Origin of the sequence: Motiliproteus sp., assembly GCF_965230735.1 — a bacterium.
In the GTDB taxonomy this organism is placed as follows: domain Bacteria; phylum Pseudomonadota; class Gammaproteobacteria; order Pseudomonadales; family Balneatricaceae; genus Motiliproteus.
In genome coordinates this window covers 3,820,761-3,846,679 of the sequence record NZ_OZ246016.1, presented here as the reverse complement: position 1 = coordinate 3,846,679, position 25,919 = coordinate 3,820,761, and the positions used below count along the sequence as shown (strand labels likewise).

Genomic DNA, 25,919 nt, shown 5'->3' with positions numbered 1-25,919 from the left:
GGCTTACTCCGGTGTAGCGGCATTGAGCTGGGTATCGAGAAAATCCTGCAGTTGTTCCAAATTCATCGGCCGGGCGATCTTGAAGCCCTGACCGAATTCACACCCTAAAGCCTCCAGCGCCTTGCGTTGCTCGGCGGTTTCTATCCCCTCGGCGATCACCTTGATGTCCAGCGCTTTGGCCATAGCGATGATGGCCGCGACCAGTGAATGGGCCTGGTGGTCATCGGTCAGCGCATTGATGAAGGTGCGATCAATCTTGAGCAGGTCGACCGGGAAACGTTGCAGGTAAGAGAGCGACGAATAGCCGGTGCCGAAGTCATCAATGGCGATGTGGCAGCCGGCCTGCTTGAGCCGTTTGAGCGCCAGCAGGTAGCTGTCATGCTCGGGTGCCAGCAGGCTTTCGGTGATCTCAAACTCGATCGAATCGAAGTCCAGTTGATACTTGCTGATGGTGTTCAGCCAGTGTTCGATGCGATTGTGATCGAACGGAAATTCCTGGATCGAGCGATTGATGGCCAGCTTCAGCGGCAGATCATAGCGTTGCTGCAGGTCGAACAGGTCGCGGCAGGCGATTTCCAGCACCTGCTGCCCGATGGCCGGCATATAGCCGAACTCTTCAGCAATTGGAATAAAGCGGTCCGGCGGAATGGGCTGCTGTTGCTCATCGAACCAGCGTATTAGTGCTTCGCATTTAACGATCTTCCGACTATGAAGCTCGACGATCGGTTGATAGTGAACTTCGAAGCGTTTCTGCTCGATCGCCTCATGCAGCCGCTGCCGCAGTTGAATTCGTTGTTCCAGCTGCTGTCGGAGCTGCGGGTCAAATAAGCGCAGACGATTGCGGCCGCTGTGTCGGGCCGCCTCCATGGCGCTGATCGCATGGGAAAGCAGCGTCTCCGCATCACCGTTGTTGTGCTCGTAGATGGAAAGGCCGCTGCTGGCTGTTAACTGATGGTTCTGGTCGTGCAGCGTCAAGGGGGTGCGTATCAGTTCCTGGAGTTGCTGCGCCTGCTGATGCAGGGTTGGGTCGCCGTCGTGCTGGCGCAACAGCAGCGCAAACTCATCCCCGCCGGTACGTCCCAGCAGGCCGTCATCACCCAAGGCTTCACTGATTTTCTCGGCCAAACGGCACAGTAATAGATTACCGTTGTGATGGCCCAGGGTGTGGTTGACCAGCTTGAAGTGATCGAGATTGAAGATCATGACCCCGAGCGGCTGATCGCTTGCCGCCTGGCTGTCCAAGACCTGCTGTAACGTTTCCAGAAACAGCGCCCGGTTGGGAAGACCCGTCAGCAGATCGTGGGTTGACTGGTATAGGATTTTGGCTTCGAACGCTTTCTGGGCGCTGATGTCATGGGCGATGCCGGTGTAATGGGTGGCTTCTCCCTCGCTGTTGAGTACCGATGAGATGGTCAGCCAACTGGGGTAAACCCGGCCGTCTTTGCGGCGGTTCCAGATCTCGCCGGACCAACTGCCCTGATCGTCGATCGATTGCCACATCTGCGCGTAGAACGGCTCTTGTTGGCGACCGGAATTGAGTAGCTTGGGATTTCTGCCCAGTACTTCATCGAGTTGGTAGCCGGTGATCTGCTCAAACGCCGGATTTACATAGCTGATCAGCCGATTCTTATCGCAGACCACGATGGCATCGTAGGAGGTATCCAGAACCCGCTGGGCCAATAACAGCTGTTGATTCTTGTGGCGTTTCTCCAGTTCACCGGAGATCAGTCCGGCAAACAGCAAAAAGAGTGATTCGACCGGCCCGCTGTTGATCAGCGGCTGCTTGTAGAGCGCGACCACCAAACCGATGACTGCCCCATCGCTATCGAACAACGGCGTTCCGACATAGGCTTGGATCTCCATCTCGACCAGCAGCTGGTCCTGAGGATAGAAGCTTTGAACATCACAATGGTGGATACAGACATCATCGTCGGCGACATTGGCGCATGGGGTATCTTTCAGCGCGTAGCTGATGTTGTCGATCAGCTCGCCATCGGCGGTCAGTGCGAGGGTGGTGGCGTGGTCCAGGGTATCGTTCAGCTCGGCAACATAGGCGTAGTCCGCATCGATCGCATTGGAGAGTGCCGGTACGATACTTTCGAAAAAATGCCTGCCTTTGGCTTCGGAGAGGGACCGCACGATACTTCGCACTTTATCGTCAATCATGGCGTCGCCTTAGTCGAAAAGAGAACCGAAAGAAAATTCGGCTATAGCTTTGACGAATAAGCATAGTAAGGAATAGGGTGTAAATGGGTTGATTCAGGTCAACCCGATCGGTTTGACCGACAGTTAAAAGGGATAAAAGTGGCTGAATTAACAGCTGTTAGGTTCCGGCAGTACCGGAGCACCTCTCTGAGGTGGGATCGATAGGGGTAAAACGGTCCGGAGATGCCACCTGTCAGAGCCGGAAGCGATTGCCCCGGCCCTGACGTATCGGATTTAACGGTTGCGGGTCTCGAAACGGTCGTAGCGCTCGCCGATAACTTGGCCTCCGCGCTTGTACAACCGAGGCACCCGGTCCGAGATGGAGCAGACGATCTCATAGTTGATGGTGTTGAGGTCATCGGCGGCATCGGTGACGCTGATCAGATCGCCCAGCAGGGTGACCTGGTCGCCCAGTTGCACCTGGTCATCGACGCGGATCATGCACTGATCCATGCAGACCCGGCCGACAATCGGGAAGCGGCGACCGGCAACCTCGACATCACGGCCTTGATGATAGCGTAGCCAGCCGTCGGCATAGCCCAGCGGCAGGGTGGCGATCCGCTCTTCAGTGGTGGCTTCGTAGCTGGCGGCGTAGCCGACTTTGGCGCCGCCCGGCACCGTTTTCAGCTGGGTGATACGAGCATGCAACGAAAACGCCTGCTGCAGTTCAAACGGCAACTCCAGATCGTCGCTGGGCGGCAAGCCGTACATCGCGATACCCAGTCGTCCACCATTGCTGTGCTGCTGTTTGCCATGGCGGAGCATGCCGGCACTGTTGGACTGATGCACGATCTCAAACTGGGATAGATCGATTCCTTCGACCAGAGCGTCGAATGCCCGGGTCTGCTGTTGATAATAATCGTCCAGGCAGTCGGCGGTGGCGAAGTGGCTGAATAGGCCGCACAGGTTGACCGCCGGATGCTGTCGTAGTTGATTCAGTGCCTGCTCGAACTGCTCCGGGCCGAGCAGGCCGATCCGGTTCATCCCGGTATCGAGTTTGATGTGGATGTCAGCACGAGGGCCGCGATAGTCGGCGATCGCATCGACCCAGGCCAGATCGTGGGTGGTTACCGTGATCTGTTGTTCGGCGGCATGTTGCAGATCCGAGGGTCGAATGGGACCCATGACCAGGATTTTGGTCTGCGGAAACTGCTTGCGCAGTGCCAGGGCTTCGTCCAGAAAGGCCACGGCCAGATGGCTGGCGCCGGCCTCGAGCGCCACGCGAGCGACTTCGATGTCGCCGTGGCTGTAGGCATTCGCCTTAACCACCGCGAACAGATGCTCGAAGCCGGAGAAGGCTTTGATATGCGAGACATTGTGGTAGATCCGGTCAAGATCGATCTCGACCCAGGTGTCCCGATAAAACATGATGCTCTCCTGCTTGTTCTAATAGGGCTATTGTACGCCCATAGCTGCGGCCACGACGAAATCCCTCAATGGGCTGAGGATGAGGGTCCACTGCGGGAATTGGCAGGCGGACGTCGGTGTCGTGCCGGAAAGCGGGCGCTATCGATAAAAAACCTCGCCGGAGCGAGGTTTTTCAGAAGGACGACAGGGTCTTAGTAGTCGAACTTGTTGGCAGCGTAGAGCTTGGTGGCCGCTTCCCAAACTTCGCCCACTTTGCCGTCGCCGACCGGCTGGCCGTCGATCTCGATGACCGGTGCCATCTCTTTGGAGGAGCTGGTGATCCAGACTTCGTCGGCGCTCAGCACTTCTTGTTTGCTGATGTCGCGCTCTTCAACGGTGATGGAGCCGTCTTTGCGCAGGATGCTCAGGATCAGCATACGGGTGATACCCGGCAGGATCTGGTTGTCCAGCTTCGGAGTGGCAACGACACCGTCCTTGACGATGAAGACGTTGCAGGCACCGGCTTCGGTCAGGTTGCCTTCGGCGTTGAACAGCAGGATTTCGTTGTTGCCGGCCGCGTAGCCTTCCTGGAAGTGCAGCACGTTACCCAGCAGGGCGGTAGACTTGATGTTGCAGCGCTTCCAGCGCAGGTCTTCACCGGTAGCGACTTTGTATGCGTTGGCGGTGTTGCGGTCAGCCTGCTGCGGCAGCGGGATTTCGAAGGCCATGCAGAATACGGTCGGCTCAACACCTTCCGGGAAAGCGTGGAAACGCTTGTTGTCGGCACCGCGGCTGACGTGCAGGTAGATACCCAGGTTGCCGCCGCCGTTCTTGTCGACCAACGCATCGCACAGATCCTTCCACTGCTCGTGACCCCAACCCAGCTTGATATCCAGCGCAGCCAGGCCGTCGATCATGCGATCAATGTGGGGGCCGAAACCGACCATCTTGCCTTCGTAGGAGGGGATTACCTCATAAATGCCGTCGCCAAACAGAAAACCACGGTCCAGCGGGGAGATCTTGGCCTCTTCAATAGGCAGGTAGGATCCGTTCAAGTAAACGATGCTCATGGTCATCACCTCCGATTTTTAGTTATGTTCGTTATAGGTCTAGGGCCGGTCATTTTATCAACAGGTTGAAATTGATATATCCCATAATTCCGAGAATTTTGGTTTTTATTTCTGAATAATTGATGTTTTTTTGATAAATCCTGTTGTTTGGCGGCTAGTTGTTGGTGATCTCTCTGGCGCAGTCAGCCAGCAGGCGCGGCAGTAGACGGTCGTCATTCAGGTGCCAGTTGCAGCTGAATTCTAGCGCAGGAGGCTGGGAATCGATCTCGACTTGGCGCAGTCGACCGGCATCGATACCCCGTTGGACCAGCGGTTCGGGTAGAAGTGCGATACCGACGCCCTGTTCGGCCAGCTCGAGCAGGCTGGCGACCGAACTGCAGGTGTGCAGTTGGGGGCGTTGCTCGCCCAGCGGGGCAAACAGCTGCTGCAGGTACTGCCAGGGACGGGTCTGGCGTGGAAAGCTGAGTATCGGGTGCTGGCCAAGTGGCACGGCGTTATTGTCAGCCCCAACCAGTGATGGGGCAGCAAACCAGCGCATCGGATAACGGCAAAGCGGCTCGCAGACAAGTTGGTCGCTCCCGCCTTCGGCCACAGTCAGCGTCAGGTCCAACTGATAGTCACGCAGTTGGCGGTTCAGCACCGCACTGACATCGACGCTGATTTCGAACTCGACCAACGGGAAGCGTTCTCCCCATTGCCGCAGCAGCGGTGCCAGCCACAGGCTGGCCAGGGTGTCGCTGATGCCGATCCGCAGCACACCCTGTTCCGGGGCGTCCTGATGCAGCTGTTGCTTCATTTCCTGGCTCAGGGCCAGCAGTTTCTCGGCGTAGGGTAGGGTCTGGCGTCCCCGTGGGGTTAACCGGGTGCCGCCCTTGTCACGATCGAACAGTTTGACGCCGAGCTCATCCTCCAGGGCGTTAATCCGGGCCGAGACCGCCGGTTGGGAGGTGTTGAGCTGCTCGCTGGCGGCATGAAAGCTACCCAGGCGGGCGACTTTGACAAAGGTTTCTAGATTTCGGATGCGCATGGTCGGACAGTCTGATCAAACTTTTTGATCATGATGGCCCAGAAAGCCGAGGCAGAAAAGGGTAGGTCTGAGAAAGCGAGGGACGTTGAAAGGCAGAGTTATAAAGCAGCCGCCGAGACGGGTGTCAGGTCGGCGGCTGCGGATGGGGCCGTCTTAGGCCATACCGACCAGCTTGCGCAGCTGCAGCAGAACGGCTTCGCCCTCATCCGGCGACAGGCCATCTTCGGTTAGCTCGTTCAATCGGGTCACACCGTCGACACTGCCCAGTCGAGACAGGTAGTCGAGGATTTTCAGCGGCTCGATCCGCGCCAGCAGGTCTTCGTTACGCCATAGCCCCAGCAGGGCGATTAGACCGTAGGCACCCCAGTTGGAAACGTCGGCGATCAGCAATTCGTCACACTGGGTGGCGGCGGCGGTGATATCCAGATCACGTAGTGCTTCCTTGACGTTGCCCATGCCGATCTCGTTGCCACCGTCACCGATCGCGATGGTGGGGCAGTCACACTGCTTCACGAACGTATCGAAGCAGGCCGCCCGGGGGCTGATATCTTCACCACGCATGTTGTAGTAATGGCCATCTTCAGCCTGACCGGGACGCTCGATCGATAGCACTAGCGAGGGCTTGAGCTGATCCAGTGCCTGCTGGGCTTCAATCTCGCATTTGCCCTGGGGGCCGACCTTGATCTCGTGAACCCGGTAATCGGCTGCCAGTGCCGCCGACATCGGCGGACCGCAGACAATCACCGGCTCAGCGCCGAGGTATTCGAGGGTGTCGTACAGGGCGATGGCGCCGACCGGACCGTCGGTCTCGAAGGTATCGACCACCGGGAAGCCGGTGCCGATCAGGACGGTACCCTTGATATCGCGCAGCAACTGAGCCGCACGCAGGTAGTAGCCGGGCTCCAACGCCGGCTGGACCTTCTTCATGCCGCGAAGGTTACGATCGACCAGGACGTTTTCGATTTGACGGCTCAGCTGCAGCTGAGCGTCGTTGATAGAAGCGGAGTTCATGGCAATACCTTATTGTTATGTCTGTTGTTGGATTAATGTACTGGACTTATCGAGGATCGCAGGGTTGAGGCTCGACCCGTTCGAAGTAGCTGGCAGCCAGACAGTGAATATTATGGGCGTCTTCCATCGTGATCGGCTCGAAAGAGACCGTGGAACCGGGCATCAGTTGCGCCAGTGCCCCGGTATCCAGCGACAGTACCGAACCGATCTTGGGGTAACCGCCGATGGTCTGACGGTCGTTCAACAGCACGATCGGTTGGCCGTCGGCCGGCACCTGGATGGCGCCGAGGCAGATCCCTTCGGACAGGATGCCGTCGATGCTGGGTTTGATTTCAGGGCCTTCGAGGCGGAAACCCATTCGGTCGCAGCGATCGGAGACTTTGTAGTCGTTACTGAAGAAGATCCGCTGCTGCAGCCGGCTGAATGCCTGTTGCTGGTAGCCGGGGATTACCCGCAGATTGGCGTGCTTGCCGTATTCGGGGCGGTAGCTCTCCGGCAGTACCAGACAGCCATCGCGTTCGGCTGGATTGGCCGGTAACAGCTCGCCCGCCTGCAGTTTGGTGCCATTGAGTCCTCCGATCCCCTCGCGGGTGACGGTGGCGCTGGAGCCGAAACTGGGTGCGATATCGAAGCCGCCGGCCACCGCCAGATAGGCGCGGGCGCCGTCGCTGGCAAAGCCCAGCTCGATCCTGTCGCCGGCCATAATCGGGTGGGCGCGCCAGAGTTCACGTTCTTCGCCATTGATCTTCAACGGCATCGCCGCACCCGTGACGCACAGGCGGGTTTCGATCTGGGCTTCGAGCACCAGGCCACCGATGCTGACCTCCAGTGCGCTAACACTCAGGTCATTACCGCAGAGACGGTTGGCCCAGTTAAACGCCTGCGGATCGAGCGGACCGCCGGTGGTCAGGCCGATGCCGTGTTGGCCGAAACGGCCGGCATCCTGAATCAGGGTCAGGATGCCGGGCTGGATCACTTTGAAGCCGGTTGTTGTGGTGCTCATGTCAGGGGCCCTCCCAGCTGTTCAGAAGGATCGGGTTGCTCGGGCAGCTCGCCGCCAAGCTCGATAAATTGTTCACGGCTGATCGCTTCGAAACGGACCCGGTCTCCGGCCTGAACCGGCATGGTCGGGTCGGCATCGGGGTTGAACATCCGGGTCGGGCAGAGGCCGATCAGATTCCAACCGCCGGGTGACTCCGCCGGATAGACGGCGGTCTGACGGTCGGCAATCGCCACGGCGCCACGGGGCACCTTCAATCGGGGGGTCGAGAGTCGCGGTGCGGCGATACTCGGATCGACCTCGCCCAGGTAGGCAAAGCCGGGCGCAAAACCGATCGCATAGACCCGGTATTCCTGCTGCTGGTGGATCTCGATCACCTCATCGACGCTCAGTCCGGCGTTGTCGGCCAGCTGCTGCAGATCCGGTCCGGACTCGGTGCTGTAGTAGGCCGGCAGGGTGACCAGGCGGCCTTCGGCACTGTGAGCGTTGTCCAGACCGCTGAGGGACTGGCGCAGGTGGTTGCGGACATGGTGATGATCGGTCTTCATCAGATCGTAGATCACCAACAGCGAGGCGTAGGACGGCACCAGATCGACGATCAGCTCGTGCAGATCGCGACGGATAATCTCTACCGCTTGCTGCACCTTGGCTGAGACCTCAGGGCTGGTCTGCTCACCGAAGTAGATGATCAGCGCGTTTTCACCGGCAACGGAAATTTGCATGGGAGAACTCCTAGCTAATCAGGGCGCGGATCTCGGCGATGGCCTGGACCCCGGCCATGTTGTCGCCGTGGACGCAGAGGCTGTCGACATCCAGCTTCAGGGTGTTGCCGCTGACGGTGGTGACGGTACCGGTCTCTTTGAGTTGTTCGACCTGGGCCAGCATCTTCTCTTTGGTGTGCACCGCACCCGGCTTGGTCCGTGCCAGCAGCTTGCCGTCGTCGTCATAGCAGCGATCGGCGAAGGCTTCGAGCAGCAGGCTGATACCGGCCTGCTCGGCCTCAGTCTTGTGGACAGCTGCATCGGGGGTGGATTGCAGCATCAACGCCAGCGGTTTGTGATAGTCGGCAATGGCCTGCATAATCACCTGGCGCAGCTCGGTGTTTTTCATCATGTCGTTGTAGAGCGCGCCGTGGGGTTTGACGTAGTTGAGCTCCAGCCCTTGAGACTGGGCCATACCGTCGATGGCGGCGATCTGGTATTGAAGCAGCGCTGCGACCTCATCGGGCTGGCAGTTCATGGTGCGACGGCCGAAACCGACCAGATCCGGATAACCCGGGTGGGCGCCGACGGTCACGTTGTTGGCTTTGGCCAGTGCCAGGGTCTTCTTCATCACCAGCGGATCGCCGGCGTGGAATCCACAGGCGATGTTGGCCTGATCGATATGGGGCATGACTTCAGCGTCCATCCCCATGGTCCAAGAGCCGAAGCTTTCGCCGAGATCGCAGTTCAGTTTGAGGCTCATCGTGTCACCTGTTGTTATTCGTTATCGAAATCTCATTAGTTTAGTAGTGAGATAATTGTGCCGGGGTTAGGCAAAGATGCACGAAAAAGCGCAGTTTGCTGTCGTGCAAATGAGCATTTTGAGTGCATCTTTAACGACGCCCTGGTGCAATTAGCTTGCTACTTTATAGGACCGCCAGTTTGCTGTTGGGCACATCCGTCACCAACATGCAGCCCGGGCTATGGGTGATGCAGAACGGTGGTTTGGCTTGTTCCAACGCCACCTGAGGTGTAACGCCGCAGGCCCAGAATACCGGCAGTTCATCGCTGTTGATGGTCACCGGGTCACCGAAATCGGTACGGTTGATATCTTCGATGCCGATCAGTGACGGATCACCCAGGTGGACCGGGGCACCGTGGACCGACGGGAAGCGGGTGCAGATCTGGACCGAGCGAATTGCATCGGCGGCCTTGAACGGGCGCATGCTGACGACCATCTGGCCGCTGAAGCTGCCAGCCGACTTGCAGTCGATATTGGTGCGGTACATCGGAACATTGACGCCTTCGGTGACGTTGCGAACTTCCAGTCCATCGGCGATCAGGGCTTCTTCGAACGAGAACGAACAGCCGAGCACGAAGGTGACCAGATCATCCTGCCAGTAGTCAGAGATATCGGTGACCTCTTCGACCATCTCGCCGTCACGGAAGATCCGGTAGCTGGGCAGGTCGCTACGGATGTCCAGATCCTCACCCAGATCAGGCAGCAGGTATTTGCCCGGACCCGAGGACATACCCACCAGCGGGCAGGGCTTGGGGTTGCGCTGGCAAAACTGGAGGAACTCGTTAGCCCAGTCTTTGGGCAGAATCACCAGGTTGCCTTGTACAAAGCCCTGACTGTAACCGGAGGTGTTGCCAGTATGCTCCCCGGCACGAATCCGTTGACGCAGGTTGTAGGGGGTGATGTCGGCGGGTGCGGTGGTCATAGGGGCCTCGCTAAGTGTTGTTGGTTCGAGGTAGAAGGTCGTTATCCCTTATATACCGGGTCACATTTATTCCGGGATACTTGGGGCAATCTGGTCATTTTGTTTCCGGCCTCAAAACTTGTCCAATCGATAATGATTGCTTGTGCTGATAATCTTTTCTTATCAGGCGTGGTCTGTTGAGTGTCTTTTTCATCCGATGTTGATGCAGCTCATCTCGAACAGATGGAGCGTATTGCCTTAGTCGAAGTACAATGGCGCATTAATCGCTGTTGAAGATAGAGCGGTGCGATTGCGGCGAGACTTCGATAAGGAACCGTTGCTCGGACAGTTAGCATAGTAAAAAAGAGGGAGCTTATTGCGATGACGGTACTGGTAACCGGAGGCGCGGGCTACATCGGTAGCCATACCTGTGTGCAATTGCTGGAGGCCGGCTATCAGATACTGGTGCTCGATAACCTGAGCAACAGCAGCCACAAGTCATTGCAGCGAGTAGAGAAGATCACCGGCCAAGCCGTGCCCTTTGTGCAGGGTGATATTCGCGATAGAAATTGTCTGGATAGGTTGTTTGAGCAGCATTCGATCGAATCGGTGATTCATTTTGCCGGTCTGAAAGCGGTGGGTGAATCTTGTCAACAACCGCTGCGCTACTACCAGAACAATGTTGCCGGTACCCTGACGCTGTGCGAAGCGATGGCGGCGGCCGGGGTCAAAAGCCTGGTATTCAGTTCCTCGGCAACCGTCTACGGGGATCCGGCTTCGGTGCCGATTCGAGAAGACTTTCCGACGTCGGCAACTAATCCTTATGGTCAATCGAAATTGATGATCGAGGAGATGTTGGCTGATCTCCATAAAGCCGATCCTGAATGGCGAATCGCACGATTGCGTTATTTCAATCCGGTGGGTGCCCACGAATCGGGGTTGATCGGCGAAGACCCCAACGGCATACCCAACAATCTGCTGCCTTATATTTCTCAGGTTGCCGTCGGCAAGTTGGAGCAGCTTTCAGTATTCGGTGGCGACTACCCGACCCCGGACGGTACCGGGGTGCGCGATTATATCCATGTGGTCGACTTGGCTGATGGGCATTTGAAAGCCCTGGGTTCTCTCGAGGAAAAAGGTGGCTTGCTCACCTGTAATCTGGGCACCGGGCAGGGGTACAGCGTACTGGAAATGGTACGTGCCTTTGAGCAGGCATCTGAACGGCCGGTTGCCTACCAGATCGTTGCCCGACGCCCGGGGGATATCGCCGAGTGTTATGCCGATCCGGCCTGTGCGGCTGAGTTACTGGGTTGGAGGGCTTGCCGGGGGTTGGAGCAAATGATGGTCGATGCTTGGCGCTGGCAGTCGAGTAACCCCGAGGGTTATGGCGCCTAGGAAAAATTCCTATTTTTAAGCGCGGTGTCACACTTTTCTTACAAGCTAAAGGCTGGTCTGTATTATAGGGCGCCTCGAGTTCGGGCTGATAACAAAGCAGGTATTTAGATTGAGTCAGTTTTTTCAGATCCATCCGGAAAATCCGCAGCAACGACTGATTCGTCAAGCGGTTGAGATTATTCGCCAAGGTGGAGTGGTGGTTTACCCGACTGACTGTGCCTACGCACTAGGCTGTCATATCGGCGATAAGCGGGCGCTGGACCGGATCAAAGCGATCCGGCGGCTCGATGACAAACACAATTTCACTCTGGTCTGCCGTGACCTGTCGGAGCTGGCGACCTACGCCAAGGTCGACAACAGCGCTTACCGGCTGCTGAAGCAGAATACACCCGGTGCTTACACCTTTATATTGAAGGCCACGCCCGAAGTTCCGCGCCGTTTATTGCACCCCAAACGTCGACAGATTGGTCTGCGAGTACCGGATAACGCCATCGCCTTGGCGCTGACCGAAGAACTGGGCGAACCGATCATGAGCAGCTCACTGATTATGCCCGGCGACAACGAACCGCTGACCGATCCCTACGATATCCGCGACTTGCTTCAAAACCAGGTCGATTTGGTGATTGATGGTGGTTATTGCGGCATGGAAGCGACCACGGTGGTCAATATGGCGGAAGATGAATGGTTTGTATTCCGTGAAGGGGCGGGGGATTCGACCCCTTTTCAAAATTAATAAAGACTCCAGATAAGGCATAGATTAAGAATGAACGAACGGGAAGCACACCCAGAGAAAGGAATGATGTATCACCGCGATGATGAAATCGATTTGGCTGAACTGTTTGCGAAAATCTGGAATCGAAAATGGTGGGTTGTGCTTCTTACAGCCGCGTCTGCGCTACTAGCACTTCTCTATCTGTTTATTGCAAAACCCACCTATGAATTGAAAGGTTCCTTTCGTCCTGCGGCACCTGAGCAGTTTGTTGAGCTGAATCAAACGGGCGTGCTTTCCGTATCGCCGGAACAGGCTTTTAAAAGGGTGCGGAAGAATATCGAATCTAGATCTGTTAGAAAGAATTTTTTTAGTCAGCCGAAGATATTTCAAGGATTTGCCGAACAATCTCAGCTGACGCAAGAGCAGCTGTTTATCGGCTTTGACGAAGACTTGATGCTACATGTGCCCGTTGCTAAAAAAAATCAGGTGTTGGTATCTGATGCTAACCATTTAACCTTTCAACATTTTGATCCTGAATATGGTGTAGATGTGGTGAATGGATTTCTAATGCTGGCAACACAGCAGGCGATAAATGAGCTTATTCAAGAATTCAATGAAAAGAAGACTCTGAAAATTCAATTGTTGGAAAAAACAATTGAAGAGAAAGTTGCCTTGGCCAAGCAGTTCCGAGAGTTAAAGATTGAAGAGCTGCTTGAACAGAATCTACTAGCCCAGCAGAAGGTGGCTGATAAACTGGAGGCTGCACGGGTTAAAGCGAAGTCGTTACGTTTTGACCGTATTGAACAGTTAAAAGAAGCTATTGCCATTGCTAAGCAGCTACAGATTGAATTACCGACCAGTTTTGGCCAGTTGTCAGGTCAGGTTAATACAGGGCAGTTTGCAATAACAACAGAAGTTGGGGACCGCAATGAACCACTCTACATGCGAGGAACTCGTTTTCTGCAGGCTGAGCTAGAGGCACTAGAGGGTCGATCAAATGATGACTTTACTGATAGAACAATTCGTACCCTGGAAGCCGAGTTGACGTTACTTCAACGGAAGCGGCAGATAGAAACCCTAAAAGCCCGCCAAGATGATCGCGCATTCATTTCGCAACGGATCGAGCCCTTGATTTCTGAAGTTCAATCTTTAAGAAATTTGGATATCGATTTCAGCAAGATGCAAATGGTAAGGATTGATCAACATGCTGTTGTTCCTGTTAAGCCGATTAAGCCAAAGAAAAAGTTGATAGTAGCCGCCGCTGTTGTATTAGGGGGGATGTTAGGACTGTTTGTTACGCTTGTGGTGCCGGCTAGGAAGAACAAAGAAGCGTAAGGTAGAATTTGTTGGGGATATGGGCGATAGAACTCCAATCTGTTGCCAGTAAAGGCCTCTGGCTGTTTTTAGTAGTTTGAAGAAAGTCTCATTCGTTACAGTTTTTGTCTCAGTACGTATTCGTTACCTGAGTCGGTGTGCTGAAAATTTTCAGTATTTTGAATTGTTTTAGTAAGAAACTAAATGAAAGTATTAACCGTATTTGGAACCCGACCTGAAGCGATCAAGATGGCGCCGTTGGTTCATGCGTTAGCTGCTGATGAGCGCTTTGACTCGCGCGTTTGTGTCACTGCGCAGCATCGTGAAATGCTCGATCAGGTGCTGGAGCTGTTTGAAATTCGTCCCGAGTACGATCTGAATTTGATGCGCCCTGGTCAGGATCTGACCGATGTGACCTGTGGCATCTTGCAGGGATTGAAACCAGTACTGGAAGAATTCAAACCGGATTACGTGCTGGTGCATGGCGATACCGCCACTACCTTTGCTACTACCCTGGCGTCCTACTACCAACAGATCAAAGTGGGACATGTGGAAGCTGGATTGCGAACAGGTAACCTCTATTCACCCTGGCCGGAAGAAGCCAACCGGAAACTCACCGGTGCGTTGGCGGCTATTCACTTTGCACCCACGGACGGCTCGCGACAGAACCTGCTTAATGAAGGTGTAAAGGATGCGTCGATTGTCGTCACTGGTAATACGGTGATTGATGCGCTGCTGCAGGTGAAAGAGAATCTGGAAACAGATGAAACACTGAAAGCGTCTCTGGCCAAACGCTTCCCTTTCCTTGATGTGGATAAGCGTTTGGTGCTGATTACAGGGCACCGGCGCGAGAGCTTTGGTGGTGGTTTTGAGCGCATTTGTCAGGCCATCCGCCTATTGGCGGATGAATTCCCAGACGTTCAGTTCTGCTATCCGGTTCACCTTAATCCCAACGTTCAAGAGCCGGTAAACCGGTTGCTGAGTTCGTCTGACAACGTCGTATTGATTGAGCCGCAGGATTACCTCCCCTTCGTGTATCTGATGAATCGCGCTAGCGTGATTCTGACCGACTCCGGCGGTATTCAAGAAGAAGCACCCTCGCTGGGCAAGCCGGTGCTAGTGATGCGAGATACCACAGAACGTCCTGAAGCGGTTGACGCCGGAACGGTGAAGTTGGTGGGTACGGATGTTGATAAGATCGTCGCTGAAGTAGGTCAGTTGCTGACCGATCAAGATGCCTACAACCGTATGAGCTTTGCCCATAACCCGTACGGTGATGGCCAAGCCTGTGCGCGTATTCTTGATGGCTTGGAGCGCAGTTAGATTCTTAAAAGATGGAAGTAAGTGCTCTCATCTGGATGAAGTAGATGAAAGCAACGTAGTGATTGTTTAGGAAACAAAGAATGTCTTTTGAAACGGTTTCAGTGATTGGCTTGGGCTATATAGGACTGCCTACCGCCGCTATGTTTGCATCACGTAAAAAGCGCGTTATCGGTGTCGATGTAAATCAGGTGGCTGTGGATACGATTAATCGTGGCGAGATTCATATTGTTGAGCCTGAGCTGGATATGATCGTGAGTGCTGCAGTAACCGAAGGTTATCTTCGTGCGAGCTTAACACCGGCGCCGGCGGATGCATTCTTAATCGCAGTACCGACACCTTTTAAAGATGATCACCATCCCGACCTTAAATATATCGAAGCGGCGGCTAAGTTGATCGCACCGGTGTTGAAAAAAGGTGACCTAGTGATCTTGGAATCAACTTCGCCAGTGGGTGCGACCGAGCAACTGGCTGCCTGGTTGGCCGAAACGCGATCTGATCTGAGCTTTCCACAGCAAGCTGGTGAAGCTGCAGATATCAATGTCGCTTACTGTCCAGAACGTGTGCTGCCCGGCCATGTGGTGCGCGAATTGGTTGTCAATGATCGAGTGATTGGTGGTATGACCGCACAATGCTCCGAGCGTAGTGTAGAACTGTATAAGACTTTCGTGACTGGCGAGTGCGTGGTGACTAACGCACGTACTGCCGAGATGGCCAAACTGACGGAGAATGCTTCCCGGGATGTGGGAATCGCCTTTGCCAATGAGCTGTCCATCATCTGCGACAAGCTGGATATCAATGTTTGGGAGTTGATTTTGCTGGCTAACCGCCACCCTAGGGTCAATATCTTGCAGCCGGGCCCGGGGGTCGGTGGACACTGTATTGCTGTGGATCCTTGGTTCATTGTCAGCTCCGCGCCTGAAGAAGCAAAATTGATTCGCGCGGCGCGCGAGATCAATGATGGTAAGCCGGAGTGGGTGATTGAGAAGGTGAAAGCAGCGGTGGCTGACTGGCTGATTTCCAATCCTACTAAAACAGCACAGGATGTTTCCATCGCTTGTCTGGGACTGGCCTTCAAAGCTGATATTGATGATTTGCGTGAAAGTCCTGCACTGCAAATTACAAAACAGTTGGTAAATCTGTTCTCTAACCAATGCTTGGTGGTAGAGCCCAACATAAATCGCATCCCGCGCTCTCTTGAAGGGAATGCTCAATTTGTGAATGCAGACGATGCGCTTGAGCAAGCTAATATCGTGGTATTGCTGGTGGATCATCGCTCCTTTAAGGACATTGAGCTCTCAAATTTGGCAGATAAAGCGGTGATTGATACCCGCGGGGTATGGCACTGATGAAACTACTCATATCAGGCGGTGCCGGCTTTATAGGCTCTGCGGTTATTCGCCACATCATTCAACATACCGCTGACGAGGTGGTTAATGTTGATAAGCTAACGTATGCAGGTAACCTCGAATCCTTGGCTGAAATAGACCAGAGCAAGCGATATAGCTTTGAACAGGTCGATATTTGTGATGCCAAAGAGCTGCAAAGGGTTTTTAACCAGCATCAGCCGGATGCGGTGATGCACTTGGCGGCAGAGTCTCATGTCGATCGCTCTATTGATGGGCCGGCTGCGTTTATCGAAACCAATATCGTGGGAACCTATACACTCCTTGAAGCTGCCCGTAGTTATTGGCTTTCACTAGCAGACGCTAAAAAAGAGGTCTTCCGCTTTCATCACATATCGACTGATGAGGTATACGGTGACCTTGAGGGACCTGAAGACCTGTTTACCGAACAAACGCCTTATGCACCTAGCTCTCCATACTCTGCAAGCAAGGCTAGCTCAGATCATCTAGTTAGAGCCTGGCACCGCACGTACGGGTTACCGGTATTGGTGACGAATTGTTCGAATAACTATGGCCCCTACCATTTTCCCGAGAAACTGATTCCGCTGATGATCCTGAACGCCTTGGAGGGTAAACCTTTGCCAGTTTATGGCGAGGGAACCCAGGTGCGTGATTGGCTCTATGTCGAGGATCATGCACGAGCGCTTTATCGGGTTGTGACTGAAGGGAAAATCGGTGCAACCTATAACATTGGCGGTCATAACGAAAAACAGAATATAGAGGTCGTCAGAACCCTGTGTGGGCTGCTGGAAGAGCTGGCACCGCAAAAGCCCCAAGGGGTGGCACGTTACGAGGATCTTATTACCTATGTCGAGGATCGCCCAGGCCATGACCTGCGTTATGCCATTGATGCAGGCAAGATAGCGTCAGAGTTGGGCTGGGTACCAAGAGAAACCTTCGAGTCGGGGATTCGCAAAACCGTGGAGTGGTACCTGGGCAATGCTGGTTGGTGCAAGCGCGTTCAGGATGGCAGCTATCAGCGAGAACGCTTGGGAACGACAAGTTAAGGGGAATTAGAATGAAAGGCATTATTCTAGCGGGCGGTTCTGGGACGCGTCTTTACCCGATTACCAAAGGCGTATCCAAGCAGCTGCTGCCAATCTATGACAAGCCGATGATCTATTATCCGCTATCCGTGCTAATGCTCGCGGGTATTAGGGAAGTATTGATCATCACCACTCCAGACGATTTGAGCAGCTTTGAAAAGTTGCTGGGTGATGGCAGCCAGTTTGGTATCGAATTGAGCTATGCGGTTCAGCCAAGCCCGGATGGATTGGCGCAAGCCTTTATCATTGGTGAAGAGTTTATCGGTAATGATTCGGTCTGCTTGGTGCTTGGCGACAATATCTTTTATGGTCAAGGTTTTTCACCCAAGTTAATTGAAGCGGCTAAACGAAAAAATGGAGCGACGGTTTTTGGATATCAAGTAAAAGATCCTGAGCGTTTTGGCGTCGTGGAATTTGACCACGATATGCGAGCTGTATCACTGGAGGAGAAGCCTGCCCAACCCAAGTCTAATTATGCGGTGACCGGTCTCTATTTTTATGACAACGACGTCATTGAAATTGCTAAACAGGTCAAGCCTTCCGAGCGAGGCGAGCTGGAAATTACCAGTGTTAACCAAGCATATCTTGAACGAGGTGATTTGCAGGTAGAACTCTTGGGAAGGGGGTTTGCTTGGTTGGACACTGGGACATATGAGAGCTTGCTCGAAGCAGGTATGTTTGTACAAACGATCGAAAAGAGACAGGGCTTTAAAATAGCTTGTTTAGAAGAGATAGCATTTAACAATGGATGGCTGAGCGGCTGTTTTATTCATGAAGTTGGGGCGTCCATGAGTAAAAATAGCTACGGCCAGTATCTCCTATCTCTTAAAGAGAGAAAAAATGAGCTTGATTAAGATTCTAGATCTTCAATCATTAGGTGATGATCGCGGCTCATTGGTAGCTCTGGAGACGCATAGAAACATACCGTTTGATATTAAGCGCGTATATTACATTTTCGACACAAGAAATGGAGTGTCACGAGGATTTCATGCTCATCTTGAGTTGAAGCAGGTGGCGGTATGTGTTCGGGGTAGTTGTAGGTTTGTCCTAGATGATGGGCATTGTAAGGAAGAAGTTGTTCTCCGTGAGCCAGATAAAGGCCTGGTTATTGACGGGGTTGTTTGGCGAGAAATGCATGATTTTAGCGAGGATTGCATTTTGATGGTTTTGGCTGACGAATATTATGATGAAAACGATTATATTCGCTCCTACGATGAGTTTTTGACCTATGTCAGCGAAAGGCGTTCGATTAAGGGGGGGTAGGTGATTCATCCGCTGAGTGACGTAAAAACTAAAAGTATTGGTCCTGATACCAATATTTGGCAGTTCTCAGTTGTTTTTGAAGGGGCTGTTATTGGAAGTAATTGCAATATTTGCGCAAACACTCTAGTTGAGAATGACGTCGTTATTGGTGATAACGTTACGGTTAAATCAGGCGCTTATCTGTGGGATGGGGTAACCCTCGAAAATGATGTTTTTATAGGCCCGTGCGTTGCGTTTACAAATGATAAAATACCGAGGTCTAAACAGTATCTAGAAACACTGGCAAAAATATTAGTCAAGCAGGGAGCGTCAATTGGCGCAAACGCAACCATATTGCCAGGTGTGACTATCGGCAGAGAGGCGATGGTTGGAGCCGGTTCCGTCGTGACAAAAGATGTACCAGATTATGCAGTAGTGGTTGGAAATCCTGCGAAGATCGTAAGATACCTTGAAGGTGGCAAGTGATAAAATTTCTTGATTTACAAGCAGTAAACGTAAAATTCAAAGATGAACTGTCTGCAGCAATTAACCGGGTTGTTGATTCAGGCTGGTATATCCTCGGCGAGGAAGTTTCAGCATTTGAAAAAGAGTTTGCTGAATATTGCGGAACAAGCGAGTGTATTGGCGTAGGGAATGGTCTTGATGCTCTAACCCTAGTTTTGAGGGCTTGGATTGAGCAGGGAGAGCTGGAAGAGGGGGATGAGGTAATTGTGCCTGCAAACACTTATATAGCATCAGTTCTGGCTATAACCGCAAACCGATTGAAGCCAGTTTTTGTCGAGCCCGATATATCGACGTATAACCTTGACCCTTCGCTTGTCGAATCAGCCATTACACCGCGCACTAAAGTAATTTTAGCGGTTCATCTCTATGGCCGTCTTGCGGACATGCCGAAGATCATGGCTATTGCCGAGAAGTATCAACTTAGAGTGTTGGAAGATTGTGCTCAGGCGCATGGTGCTGAGTTGAATGGCGTTAAGGCTGGTGCCTGGGGTGATGCTGCTGGATTCAGCTTTTATCCGGGCAAAAATTTGGGGGCACTTGGGGATGGTGGTGCTATTACCACTAGTGACGCAGAGTTAGCAGAAATCATAAATGCCTTACGAAACTATGGTTCGCATGGTAAGTATGAGAATACTTATCAAGGCGTAAATAGTCGCTTAGATGAAATTCAGGCTGCAGCACTTCGGGTTAAGCTAGGTTATTTAGATGAGCATATATTGCATCGTCAGAGGGTAGCTAAATTTTATATTGATAGTATTTCTAATCCATCGGTTATCCTCCCTTCTGAGGGTTTGCCCGCTCAGCATGTTTGGCATTTATTTGTTGTGCGTTGTGAAGAGCGAGATCGCCTTCATCAAAATTTAAAAGACTTGGGTGTTGAAACGCTTATTCATTATCCAATACCGCCGCATCAACAGAGCGCTTATGCATCGTTTAACGACCAATCATTGCCGCTTACCGAGCGTATTCATCGCGAGGTTATTAGCTTGCCAATGGGGCCAATCATGACGTCTGATCAGACTTCAACTGTGGTCGAATCAATTAATAGCGTGACATTTTAAGCCGCATTAGCCAATTAGATAGATTATTTTAGAGCCAGAAGATGCATAACCCCGATAGAGCTAGTAATAGAGTAAGTTTTGTTGTGCTTGGGGCGGGACGTCCTCAACAGGGAGAGCAGCACACAGCACTTAGAGGGACTTCTAAAAACAGTCGAGTTCTTGATTGGGTGTTACAGGCAGTTGCTTTTTTACAGCCGACGGTTACCTTCGTGGGTGGATACCAAATTGATGAAGTGACACGACGGTATCCAGACTTTCATTATGTGATTAATCCTGACTGGGAAGAAACGGGTGCTGCCGTTTCGCTCTTGGACACACCCTTACAGCCGAATGCTGACTATTTCATTTCATATGCAGATATTTTGTATCGGGAATTACTGGTTCGGCAGATGGTGGCCTCTGATGCAGCAGTGGTTGTTGCTGTCGATAGTGCTTGGCGGCAGCGCTTCCAAGGGCGTACTGAAGAAGATCTAGCGCGTTGCGAGAAAGTGACATGCTTCGACGGGAAAGTCACCCGGCTGGGAAGCGATATAGACCCTCTGTTAGCAGATGCAGAGTTTATTGGCTTGGCGCGACTGAGTGCAGACGTAGTAGAGCTGCTCGATGAAGAGAAACCTTTGCTCCGCGATCGTTTGAAGCAGGGTAACTTAGCCCAGCTGGTCGAATATTTACGCACCAAGGGAGTCGAGGTTGCATTTGTGGATGTGGCTGGTGATTGGGCTGAGTTGAATGAGCCAAAAGATCTTGCTCACTTTGTGTTGGGTACCAAAGCACAGACGCTGCACCGTCTTCAGAGCTTAGTAAAATGCAGCCGTATCGAAGACCAAGTCAGCTTTAGTGTCGCTGAGTGGGAAGCGAGTGGTGAGCATTTTATTACTCAGATTACTCAGGCGTTTCCCAGTAAGTCCCTGGTGGTCCGTAGCAGTGCTTTGTCTGAGGATGGGTTCGGATGCGCTAACGCAGGAGCGTATACAAGCATCTTAAACGTCAGCAGCTCAGATTGCAGTGCCATTCGTGCAGCAGTTGACAAAGTTATCAGCTCATATACCGATAATAATCCAGTTAACCAAGTGCTTGTTCAGCCGATGGTTAAGCAAGTATTGGCAAGCGGGGTTGCTTTTACTCGTACCCTGGCACAAGGGGCTCCATACTTTGTTATTAATTATGATGACGTTACTCAAAGTACAGAATCAATCACCAGCGGAGCAAGCATTGAGCACAAGACCCTGCTTGTTCACCGGGGAGATCGATCTGATCTTTCAAAAGTTCCCGAGCTGGTTCATGGCCTGTTATCGGCTATCCGTGAAATTGAAAACTTGCTCGGTTTTGAGTCTCTGGATATTGAGTTCGCCATAGGTAGTGGTGGAAAGGTACATATACTGCAAGTTCGGCCCATTGCCGTTGACCACAGCAACTGGGCTGCAGATCACGAGGAAATTGATGCGGTTATAAAAGAGGCGGAGTTACGCTTTGAACAACTACAGATGCCGACGCCATTCGTGGTTGGAGAAAAGGCCATTTTCGGGCTTATGCCAGATTGGAATCCTGCGGAAATCATAGGTACCAACCCGGGACGGCTTGCCAGTTCGCTGTATCGTTATTTGATTATGGATGATGTATGGGCCACTCAGCGCGCAGAGTATGGTTATAGGGATGTGCGCCCCCAACCGCTACTGACAAGCTTTTGCGGCCGTCCCTATGTCGATGTCCGAGCAAGTTTTAATTCTTTTATCCCTGCTGAATTGGATGATGCCGTTGCCAAGCGGTTGGTTGACTTCTACCTGGATTGGCTCGAGCGTTATCCACATCTGCACGATAAGGTTGAATTTGACGTCGTGCCTACTTGTTATGATTTGGATTTCAGCCGCTGGGCAGAGCGGCTGATTGTAGAGGGGCCATTAACCAAGCATGAAGTGGAGCTGCTTGGGAACGCGCTGCTGAAAATTACTATCAATGCGTTGGACCGGAACGACCAGGAGCTGGAATCTATCGCTCGTTTGGAGTCGAGATATAATAAGCTCCAGAGCTCCCAGCTTGCCCCTCTAGAGAAAGCGACCGCTTTGCTTGAAGATGCAAAGCGCTATGGGACCTTGGCATTCTCGCATCTAGCCCGAAATGCGTTTGTGGCAGTAGCGCTGCTACGCTCGGCGGTGACCCGGCGCGTGATTGATCAGCCGGCTGTTGATGCATTTATGCAGTCAATTCGTACCGTATCACATCAGTTTACCCATGATGCTGCGGCAACATCGCAAGGGGAGTTGAGTTGGTCGCAATTTTGTTCGATCTATGGCCATCTTCGACCGGGCACATACGATATCACCTCCCCTAGCTACGCGGCTGACCCCGAACGTTTTTTGCGCCCTGTCGTTGACGGAGTTCATGAGCTTGTTGAGGCGCCCCCCGCCGCTTGGATAGAGCAACGTGATGCCTTTGCTCGGGCATGTACAGAAGCTGGTTTGCCTGGGGATATCGAGCAACTTGAGAAGTTCATCCGCCAAGCGATCGAAGGGCGAGAGTATGCCAAATTTGTTTTCACTAGAAACGTATCTGCGGCACTCGATGAGCTGTCCTTGTACGGCGGGCGGCTGGGGCTGAGCCTTGATGAGCTGTCAGCGATTCCTCTGTGCAGTTTTTTTGCGGTCAGAAGTGGATCTGCGGGGTGCGCAGACACGGGCACTTGGTTGAAAGCGCAAGCGCAGGAGGGGGGGCACGAGCGAAATTTATCTGGAATGATAGAAGTCCCGCCATTGATCAGAGATCCAACCGACTTTCGAGTGTTTATGTATCCGAGTAGTCAGCCCAACTATGTCGGTACGGAAAGAATCGTTGCAGAGTGTGCCGATCTCAATGGTCAATATGACGAGGAGGGCAGCCTAGCCGGGAAAATTGCGCTGATCCCTCAGGCCGATCCCGGCTATGATTGGCTGTTCGGCCAAAATATCGCGGGGTTGATAACAATGTACGGCGGTGCAAACTCTCATATGGCCATCAGAGCCGCAGAGTTTGGTTTACCTGCAGCGATTGGGGTAGGGGAGACGGAGTATCAGCGGTTGTCCTTCTCAGCGGTTCTTGAGCTTGATACAGCAAACCGTCGTATCCAGGTTATCCGATGAAACCAAGGGTTGGAATCACTCAAAGAGTTGAGATGGTCGCTGGGTATGACGAACGTCGCGACTGTCTGGATCAGAGCTGGATTGAATTGCTGGAGGGTCTGGATCTAATTCCATTGCCGTTACCCAATACTTTAAACGATCCAGCAGATTATATCGATAAAGCGGGTTTTGACGGTTTTATTTTGACAGGCGGGAATGATATCGCGCAGTTGCCCGATGCGAAAAACACCGCACCAGAACGTGATCGGTTAGAGCAACGGGTTCTTGAAACTGCATCTAATCTCAACATGCCGGTATTGGGTGTATGCAGAGGAATGCAGATGATAAATGTTTATCTCGGCGGAAGCCTCATTAAGGTTAGCGGGCATATTGGCGTTCGCCATGGGGTTATCGATTGCCAGGAGTGTGAACCGCGCACAGTGCAGGTCTCCGTGCCTACGGATGAAGTGAATAGCTACCACGGATGGGGAATGAAAAAGGGCGATCTTGGTGAAGGTTTAAAGCCAATAGCGCTATCAGAAGATGACTGTGTTGAAGCATTTGTACATGTCTCGTTGCCGTGGTTAGGCCTTATGTGGCATCCAGAGCGAGATAAACCCTATAGCAGAAATGATAAAAAACTCATCCGTGAGTTGTTTGGAGCATAACTTGAAAGCAATAATTCTTGCAGCGGGTCAGGGTACCCGCTTGCGCCCCTATACTAGTGATCGCCCAAAGTGCATGGTTTCATTGGCTGGCCGGCCTATGTTACACCGGCAGCTTGAAACCCTACGTGAAGCGGGTGTGCAGGATATCACATTGGTAGGCGGGTATATGGCTGACAGAATTGATGCACCCGACACCGAAATGGTGATTAACCCAAGGTTTTCTACAACAAACATGGTAGCAACATTATTTTGCGCTAAAGACAGAATAGACACGCAAGATGATCTGCTGATTTGTTATGGCGATATCGTTTACGAAAAGAAGGTATTAGATTCAATTCTTTCCTCAGATGCCGAGATCAGTGTGGCGGCTGATCAGCAGTGGCGCCGTTTATGGCAATTGCGTATGGATGATCCATTATCCGATGCCGAAACATTTGTTATGGACTCAGATAATAGAGTAGTTGAGCTTGGAAAGCCCCCGCAGGGATATGAGGAGGTACAGGCGCAATATATCGGGCTGATACGGGTAAGAAAAGATTGCGTGAAGAGGTTTATTAAAGCTTATGACGATCTGGATAGAGATTCCATATACGATGGTAAAGACTTCGATAATATGTATATGACCAGCTTTATTCAGTATTTGATCGATAGCAAATGGTGTGTAGAGGCTCGGCTTGTTGACAATGGTTGGCTCGAAGTTGATACGGCTGGTGAGCTAGAATTATATAACAAAAAGATTGCTGATGGCTCTTTAAAGGATATTGTAAATATCTGAGCCTATGAATATTAAAAAGCTTATTCCGAGCATTGTTAATCCTGTAGTCAAAGATGGATTCTCGACTGAGAATTATTTGTTTGGATTGTGGGATGGGAATTTAAGAGATTTAAACGATTATGATCATTTTGTCTTAGATGCCCTTTGTAAAAAGGTTGAGGTTACAAGGCGTGTATTGATGAATTACTCTGAAGACCTGTCGGCCCCTGTAGGGCAGGAACTGATGCGTCCTGATTACATCGTTCTAATGTTTTTTCTATTGCTCTGCTTGTCGGATTCCCAGATAGATTACAAGTATCTAAACTGTGCATTAAAAATGGAAGATGTATATGAAATCTGTCAAATTGATTCGCTGACGAAAGATCAGGTTGGTTTTGTAAATAGCGTTAAGTCTCGTCTGTTAAGGTAGATATTGTTGATTGAGTTAGATGTTTTGGTAATTGCCGACCGTAGATCGCCGGTTGCGCGTGCTTATCTGTCTTATTTGAATGCCGGAGGTTATGCGCCAAAAGATATAGTGTTGGTTGACTTTTTTCCAAGAAATCATAAGTTTTCTAAGTTGTGCAGTATTTTTGGGGAAAGGATGTCGCTGTTTGTCTATGACCTGTATCGGTATGTTTCTAGGTTTAAATCAGAAGCCAGGGGAATTAGAAGGGTTGGGGCTCAGCTGACTGCTGACTTCGATGTACAGATTGATTTTGATAAGAGATTTGATTTTAAAAAATATTCCAAGTCAGTAAAGTCGGTGGCTGTAAATAATTTTGAAGATGATTCGCTGATGAAATTGGTTAGAGAATCCACTGCCTCCGCTGCTATATTTACGGGTGGCGGGATTGTTAAATCAAATTTTATAAATGACTGTGGTAAAAAAATTCTTCATGTTCACCCTGGAACTGTTCCTGATGTAAAAGGAGCTGATGGTATATTGTGGTCTGCATTGGTAAGAGAAAAGCTTGGCTATAGTTTGTTCTTCATGAATGAAGGAATAGATACTGGAGATGTTCTAAGAAAGCAAGAGTTTGACCTGCCTAGTTTTAGTTGTGATTTGATGAAAAAATATGGGAATAACATTTGTTATAGGGCTCTATTAGATTTTTATGACCCGCATATGAGAGCGAGTTTACTGGCAGAAGAGGTAGATCAGTCTATTAAATCTGGTCGATCTTTGTGGCAAAGGGAAGGAAGGTCTCAAGATCCAAATCAAGGTAGAGTTTACCACTTCATGCACAGAGATTTAAAAAACAAAGTTCTTAAAATGTTTTTCAATTCAACTCATTGACCAAGCGAGTTTTTATAAAA

Annotated in this window: 24 protein-coding genes; 15 read left to right on the top strand and 9 right to left on the bottom strand. The window is 51.8% G+C overall.

Annotated elements, in window-relative coordinates:
* Nucleotides 1-3: 3 nt before the first annotated feature.
* From ACO05M_RS17845 to ACO05M_RS17805, 9 genes are all read right to left on the bottom strand, one after another.
* The gene (locus ACO05M_RS17845) at nt 4-2,166 is read right to left on the bottom strand and encodes a putative bifunctional diguanylate cyclase/phosphodiesterase (protein WP_421866071.1); all 2,163 of its coding nucleotides are present in this window, start codon (nt 2,164-2,166) and stop codon (nt 4-6) included.
* A 273-nt stretch (nt 2,167-2,439) separates the two neighbouring features.
* Nucleotides 2,440-3,573 carry an alanine racemase gene (alr, locus tag ACO05M_RS17840; RefSeq protein WP_421866068.1) on the bottom strand — a complete coding sequence of 378 codons (1,134 nt, stop codon included), beginning with the start codon at nt 3,571-3,573 and terminating at the stop codon, nt 2,440-2,442.
* A 191-nt stretch (nt 3,574-3,764) separates the two neighbouring features.
* Nucleotides 3,765-4,622 (bottom strand): D-amino acid aminotransferase, encoded by an 858-nt coding sequence (locus ACO05M_RS17835; protein WP_421866066.1) that lies wholly within the window; start codon nt 4,620-4,622, stop codon nt 3,765-3,767.
* A 154-nt stretch (nt 4,623-4,776) separates the two neighbouring features.
* Nucleotides 4,777-5,649, bottom strand: coding sequence for a LysR family transcriptional regulator (locus ACO05M_RS17830; protein WP_421866063.1), 873 nt, complete (start codon nt 5,647-5,649; stop codon nt 4,777-4,779).
* A 153-nt stretch (nt 5,650-5,802) separates the two neighbouring features.
* Nucleotides 5,803-6,660 carry a DUF4392 domain-containing protein gene (locus ACO05M_RS17825; RefSeq protein ID WP_421866060.1) on the bottom strand — a complete coding sequence of 286 codons (858 nt, stop codon included), beginning with the start codon at nt 6,658-6,660 and terminating at the stop codon, nt 5,803-5,805.
* A gap of 46 nt (nt 6,661-6,706) precedes the next feature.
* Entirely contained in the window at nt 6,707-7,663 is a 957-nt protein-coding gene (locus ACO05M_RS17820) for a biotin-dependent carboxyltransferase family protein (RefSeq protein WP_421866057.1), read from the bottom strand.
* Complete coding sequence (gene pxpB, locus ACO05M_RS17815) at nt 7,660-8,382, bottom strand: 5-oxoprolinase subunit PxpB (protein WP_421866054.1); 723 nt, start codon at nt 8,380-8,382, stop codon at nt 7,660-7,662. The genes ACO05M_RS17820 and pxpB overlap by 4 nt, the downstream gene beginning before the upstream one ends.
* 10 nt (nt 8,383-8,392) lie before the next feature.
* The gene (locus tag ACO05M_RS17810; RefSeq protein WP_421866052.1) at nt 8,393-9,124 is read right to left on the bottom strand and encodes a 5-oxoprolinase subunit PxpA; all 732 of its coding nucleotides are present in this window, start codon (nt 9,122-9,124) and stop codon (nt 8,393-8,395) included.
* Nucleotides 9,125-9,287: 163 nt separating this feature from the next.
* Nucleotides 9,288-10,085: a putative hydro-lyase gene (locus tag ACO05M_RS17805; protein WP_421866049.1), complete on the bottom strand. Its 798-nt coding sequence runs from the start codon at nt 10,083-10,085 to the stop codon at nt 9,288-9,290.
* A gap of 360 nt (nt 10,086-10,445) precedes the next feature.
* On the opposite strand from ACO05M_RS17805, the gene galE reads away from it, so the two are divergent.
* The 15 genes from galE to ACO05M_RS17730 all read left to right on the top strand — a co-directional run bounded on the left by galE (nt 10,446) and on the right by ACO05M_RS17730 (nt 25,899).
* The gene (gene galE, locus ACO05M_RS17800; RefSeq protein ID WP_421866046.1) at nt 10,446-11,459 is read left to right on the top strand and encodes a UDP-glucose 4-epimerase GalE; all 1,014 of its coding nucleotides are present in this window, start codon (nt 10,446-10,448) and stop codon (nt 11,457-11,459) included.
* Between the two features lie 109 nt (nt 11,460-11,568).
* On the top strand, nt 11,569-12,192 hold the full coding sequence (locus ACO05M_RS17795; protein ID WP_421866043.1) for an L-threonylcarbamoyladenylate synthase: 624 nt from the start codon (nt 11,569-11,571) through the stop codon (nt 12,190-12,192).
* Nucleotides 12,193-12,222: 30 nt separating this feature from the next.
* Complete coding sequence (locus ACO05M_RS17790; protein WP_421866040.1) at nt 12,223-13,506, top strand: Wzz/FepE/Etk N-terminal domain-containing protein; 1,284 nt, start codon at nt 12,223-12,225, stop codon at nt 13,504-13,506.
* Between the two features lie 183 nt (nt 13,507-13,689).
* Nucleotides 13,690-14,808, top strand: a complete 1,119-nt coding sequence (gene wecB, locus ACO05M_RS17785) for a non-hydrolyzing UDP-N-acetylglucosamine 2-epimerase (RefSeq protein WP_421866036.1) — start codon at nt 13,690-13,692, stop codon at nt 14,806-14,808.
* A gap of 80 nt (nt 14,809-14,888) precedes the next feature.
* Entirely contained in the window at nt 14,889-16,154 is a 1,266-nt protein-coding gene (wecC, locus tag ACO05M_RS17780) for a UDP-N-acetyl-D-mannosamine dehydrogenase (protein ID WP_421866033.1), read from the top strand.
* Nucleotides 16,154-17,218 (top strand): dTDP-glucose 4,6-dehydratase, encoded by a 1,065-nt coding sequence (gene rfbB / locus ACO05M_RS17775; protein ID WP_421866030.1) that lies wholly within the window; start codon nt 16,154-16,156, stop codon nt 17,216-17,218. The genes wecC and rfbB overlap by 1 nt, the downstream gene beginning before the upstream one ends.
* An 11-nt stretch (nt 17,219-17,229) precedes the next feature.
* On the top strand, nt 17,230-18,111 hold the full coding sequence (gene rfbA, locus ACO05M_RS17770) for a glucose-1-phosphate thymidylyltransferase RfbA (RefSeq protein ID WP_421866028.1): 882 nt from the start codon (nt 17,230-17,232) through the stop codon (nt 18,109-18,111).
* On the top strand, nt 18,098-18,520 hold the full coding sequence (locus tag ACO05M_RS17765) for a sugar 3,4-ketoisomerase (protein ID WP_421866025.1): 423 nt from the start codon (nt 18,098-18,100) through the stop codon (nt 18,518-18,520). Before rfbA ends, ACO05M_RS17765 begins: the two co-directional genes overlap by 14 nt.
* Nucleotides 18,521-18,985, top strand: coding sequence for an acyltransferase (locus ACO05M_RS17760; RefSeq protein ID WP_421866022.1), 465 nt, complete (start codon nt 18,521-18,523; stop codon nt 18,983-18,985).
* Nucleotides 18,982-20,085: a DegT/DnrJ/EryC1/StrS family aminotransferase gene (locus ACO05M_RS17755; RefSeq protein WP_421866019.1), complete on the top strand. Its 1,104-nt coding sequence runs from the start codon at nt 18,982-18,984 to the stop codon at nt 20,083-20,085. The genes ACO05M_RS17760 and ACO05M_RS17755 overlap by 4 nt, the downstream gene beginning before the upstream one ends.
* A gap of 41 nt (nt 20,086-20,126) precedes the next feature.
* Nucleotides 20,127-23,198, top strand: a complete 3,072-nt coding sequence (locus ACO05M_RS17750) for a PEP/pyruvate-binding domain-containing protein (protein WP_421866016.1) — start codon at nt 20,127-20,129, stop codon at nt 23,196-23,198.
* On the top strand, nt 23,195-23,845 hold the full coding sequence (locus ACO05M_RS17745; protein WP_421866014.1) for a type 1 glutamine amidotransferase: 651 nt from the start codon (nt 23,195-23,197) through the stop codon (nt 23,843-23,845). The genes ACO05M_RS17750 and ACO05M_RS17745 overlap by 4 nt, the downstream gene beginning before the upstream one ends.
* Before the next feature lies 1 nt (nt 23,846).
* The gene (locus tag ACO05M_RS17740) at nt 23,847-24,620 is read left to right on the top strand and encodes an NTP transferase domain-containing protein (protein WP_421866011.1); all 774 of its coding nucleotides are present in this window, start codon (nt 23,847-23,849) and stop codon (nt 24,618-24,620) included.
* Nucleotides 24,621-24,624: 4 nt separating this feature from the next.
* Nucleotides 24,625-25,029, top strand: a complete 405-nt coding sequence (locus tag ACO05M_RS17735) for a hypothetical protein (protein WP_421866009.1) — start codon at nt 24,625-24,627, stop codon at nt 25,027-25,029.
* 6 nt (nt 25,030-25,035) lie between these two features.
* On the top strand, nt 25,036-25,899 hold the full coding sequence (locus tag ACO05M_RS17730) for a formyltransferase family protein (protein WP_421866006.1): 864 nt from the start codon (nt 25,036-25,038) through the stop codon (nt 25,897-25,899).
* Nucleotides 25,900-25,919 lie beyond the last annotated feature (20 nt).

Coding starts and splice junctions, on each gene's coding strand:
- ACO05M_RS17805 (WP_421866049.1), bottom strand. CDS start 10,085: ATGACCACCGCACCCGCCGACATCACCCCCTACAACCTGCGTCAACGG.
- ACO05M_RS17765 (WP_421866025.1), top strand. CDS start 18,098: ATGAGCTTGATTAAGATTCTAGATCTTCAATCATTAGGTGATGATCGC.
- wecC (WP_421866033.1), top strand. CDS start 14,889: ATGTCTTTTGAAACGGTTTCAGTGATTGGCTTGGGCTATATAGGACTG.
- ACO05M_RS17845 (WP_421866071.1), bottom strand. CDS start 2,166: ATGATTGACGATAAAGTGCGAAGTATCGTGCGGTCCCTCTCCGAAGCC.
- pxpB (WP_421866054.1), bottom strand. CDS start 8,382: ATGCAAATTTCCGTTGCCGGTGAAAACGCGCTGATCATCTACTTCGGT.
- alr (WP_421866068.1), bottom strand. CDS start 3,573: ATGTTTTATCGGGACACCTGGGTCGAGATCGATCTTGACCGGATCTAC.
- rfbB (WP_421866030.1), top strand. CDS start 16,154: ATGAAACTACTCATATCAGGCGGTGCCGGCTTTATAGGCTCTGCGGTT.
- galE (WP_421866046.1), top strand. CDS start 10,446: ATGACGGTACTGGTAACCGGAGGCGCGGGCTACATCGGTAGCCATACC.
- rfbA (WP_421866028.1), top strand. CDS start 17,230: ATGAAAGGCATTATTCTAGCGGGCGGTTCTGGGACGCGTCTTTACCCG.
- ACO05M_RS17810 (WP_421866052.1), bottom strand. CDS start 9,124: ATGAGCCTCAAACTGAACTGCGATCTCGGCGAAAGCTTCGGCTCTTGG.
- ACO05M_RS17820 (WP_421866057.1), bottom strand. CDS start 7,663: ATGAGCACCACAACAACCGGCTTCAAAGTGATCCAGCCCGGCATCCTG.
- ACO05M_RS17735 (WP_421866009.1), top strand. CDS start 24,625: ATGAATATTAAAAAGCTTATTCCGAGCATTGTTAATCCTGTAGTCAAA.
- ACO05M_RS17745 (WP_421866014.1), top strand. CDS start 23,195: ATGAAACCAAGGGTTGGAATCACTCAAAGAGTTGAGATGGTCGCTGGG.
- wecB (WP_421866036.1), top strand. CDS start 13,690: ATGAAAGTATTAACCGTATTTGGAACCCGACCTGAAGCGATCAAGATG.
- ACO05M_RS17750 (WP_421866016.1), top strand. CDS start 20,127: ATGCATAACCCCGATAGAGCTAGTAATAGAGTAAGTTTTGTTGTGCTT.
- ACO05M_RS17830 (WP_421866063.1), bottom strand. CDS start 5,649: ATGCGCATCCGAAATCTAGAAACCTTTGTCAAAGTCGCCCGCCTGGGT.
- ACO05M_RS17825 (WP_421866060.1), bottom strand. CDS start 6,660: ATGAACTCCGCTTCTATCAACGACGCTCAGCTGCAGCTGAGCCGTCAA.
- ACO05M_RS17835 (WP_421866066.1), bottom strand. CDS start 4,622: ATGAGCATCGTTTACTTGAACGGATCCTACCTGCCTATTGAAGAGGCC.
- ACO05M_RS17790 (WP_421866040.1), top strand. CDS start 12,223: ATGAACGAACGGGAAGCACACCCAGAGAAAGGAATGATGTATCACCGC.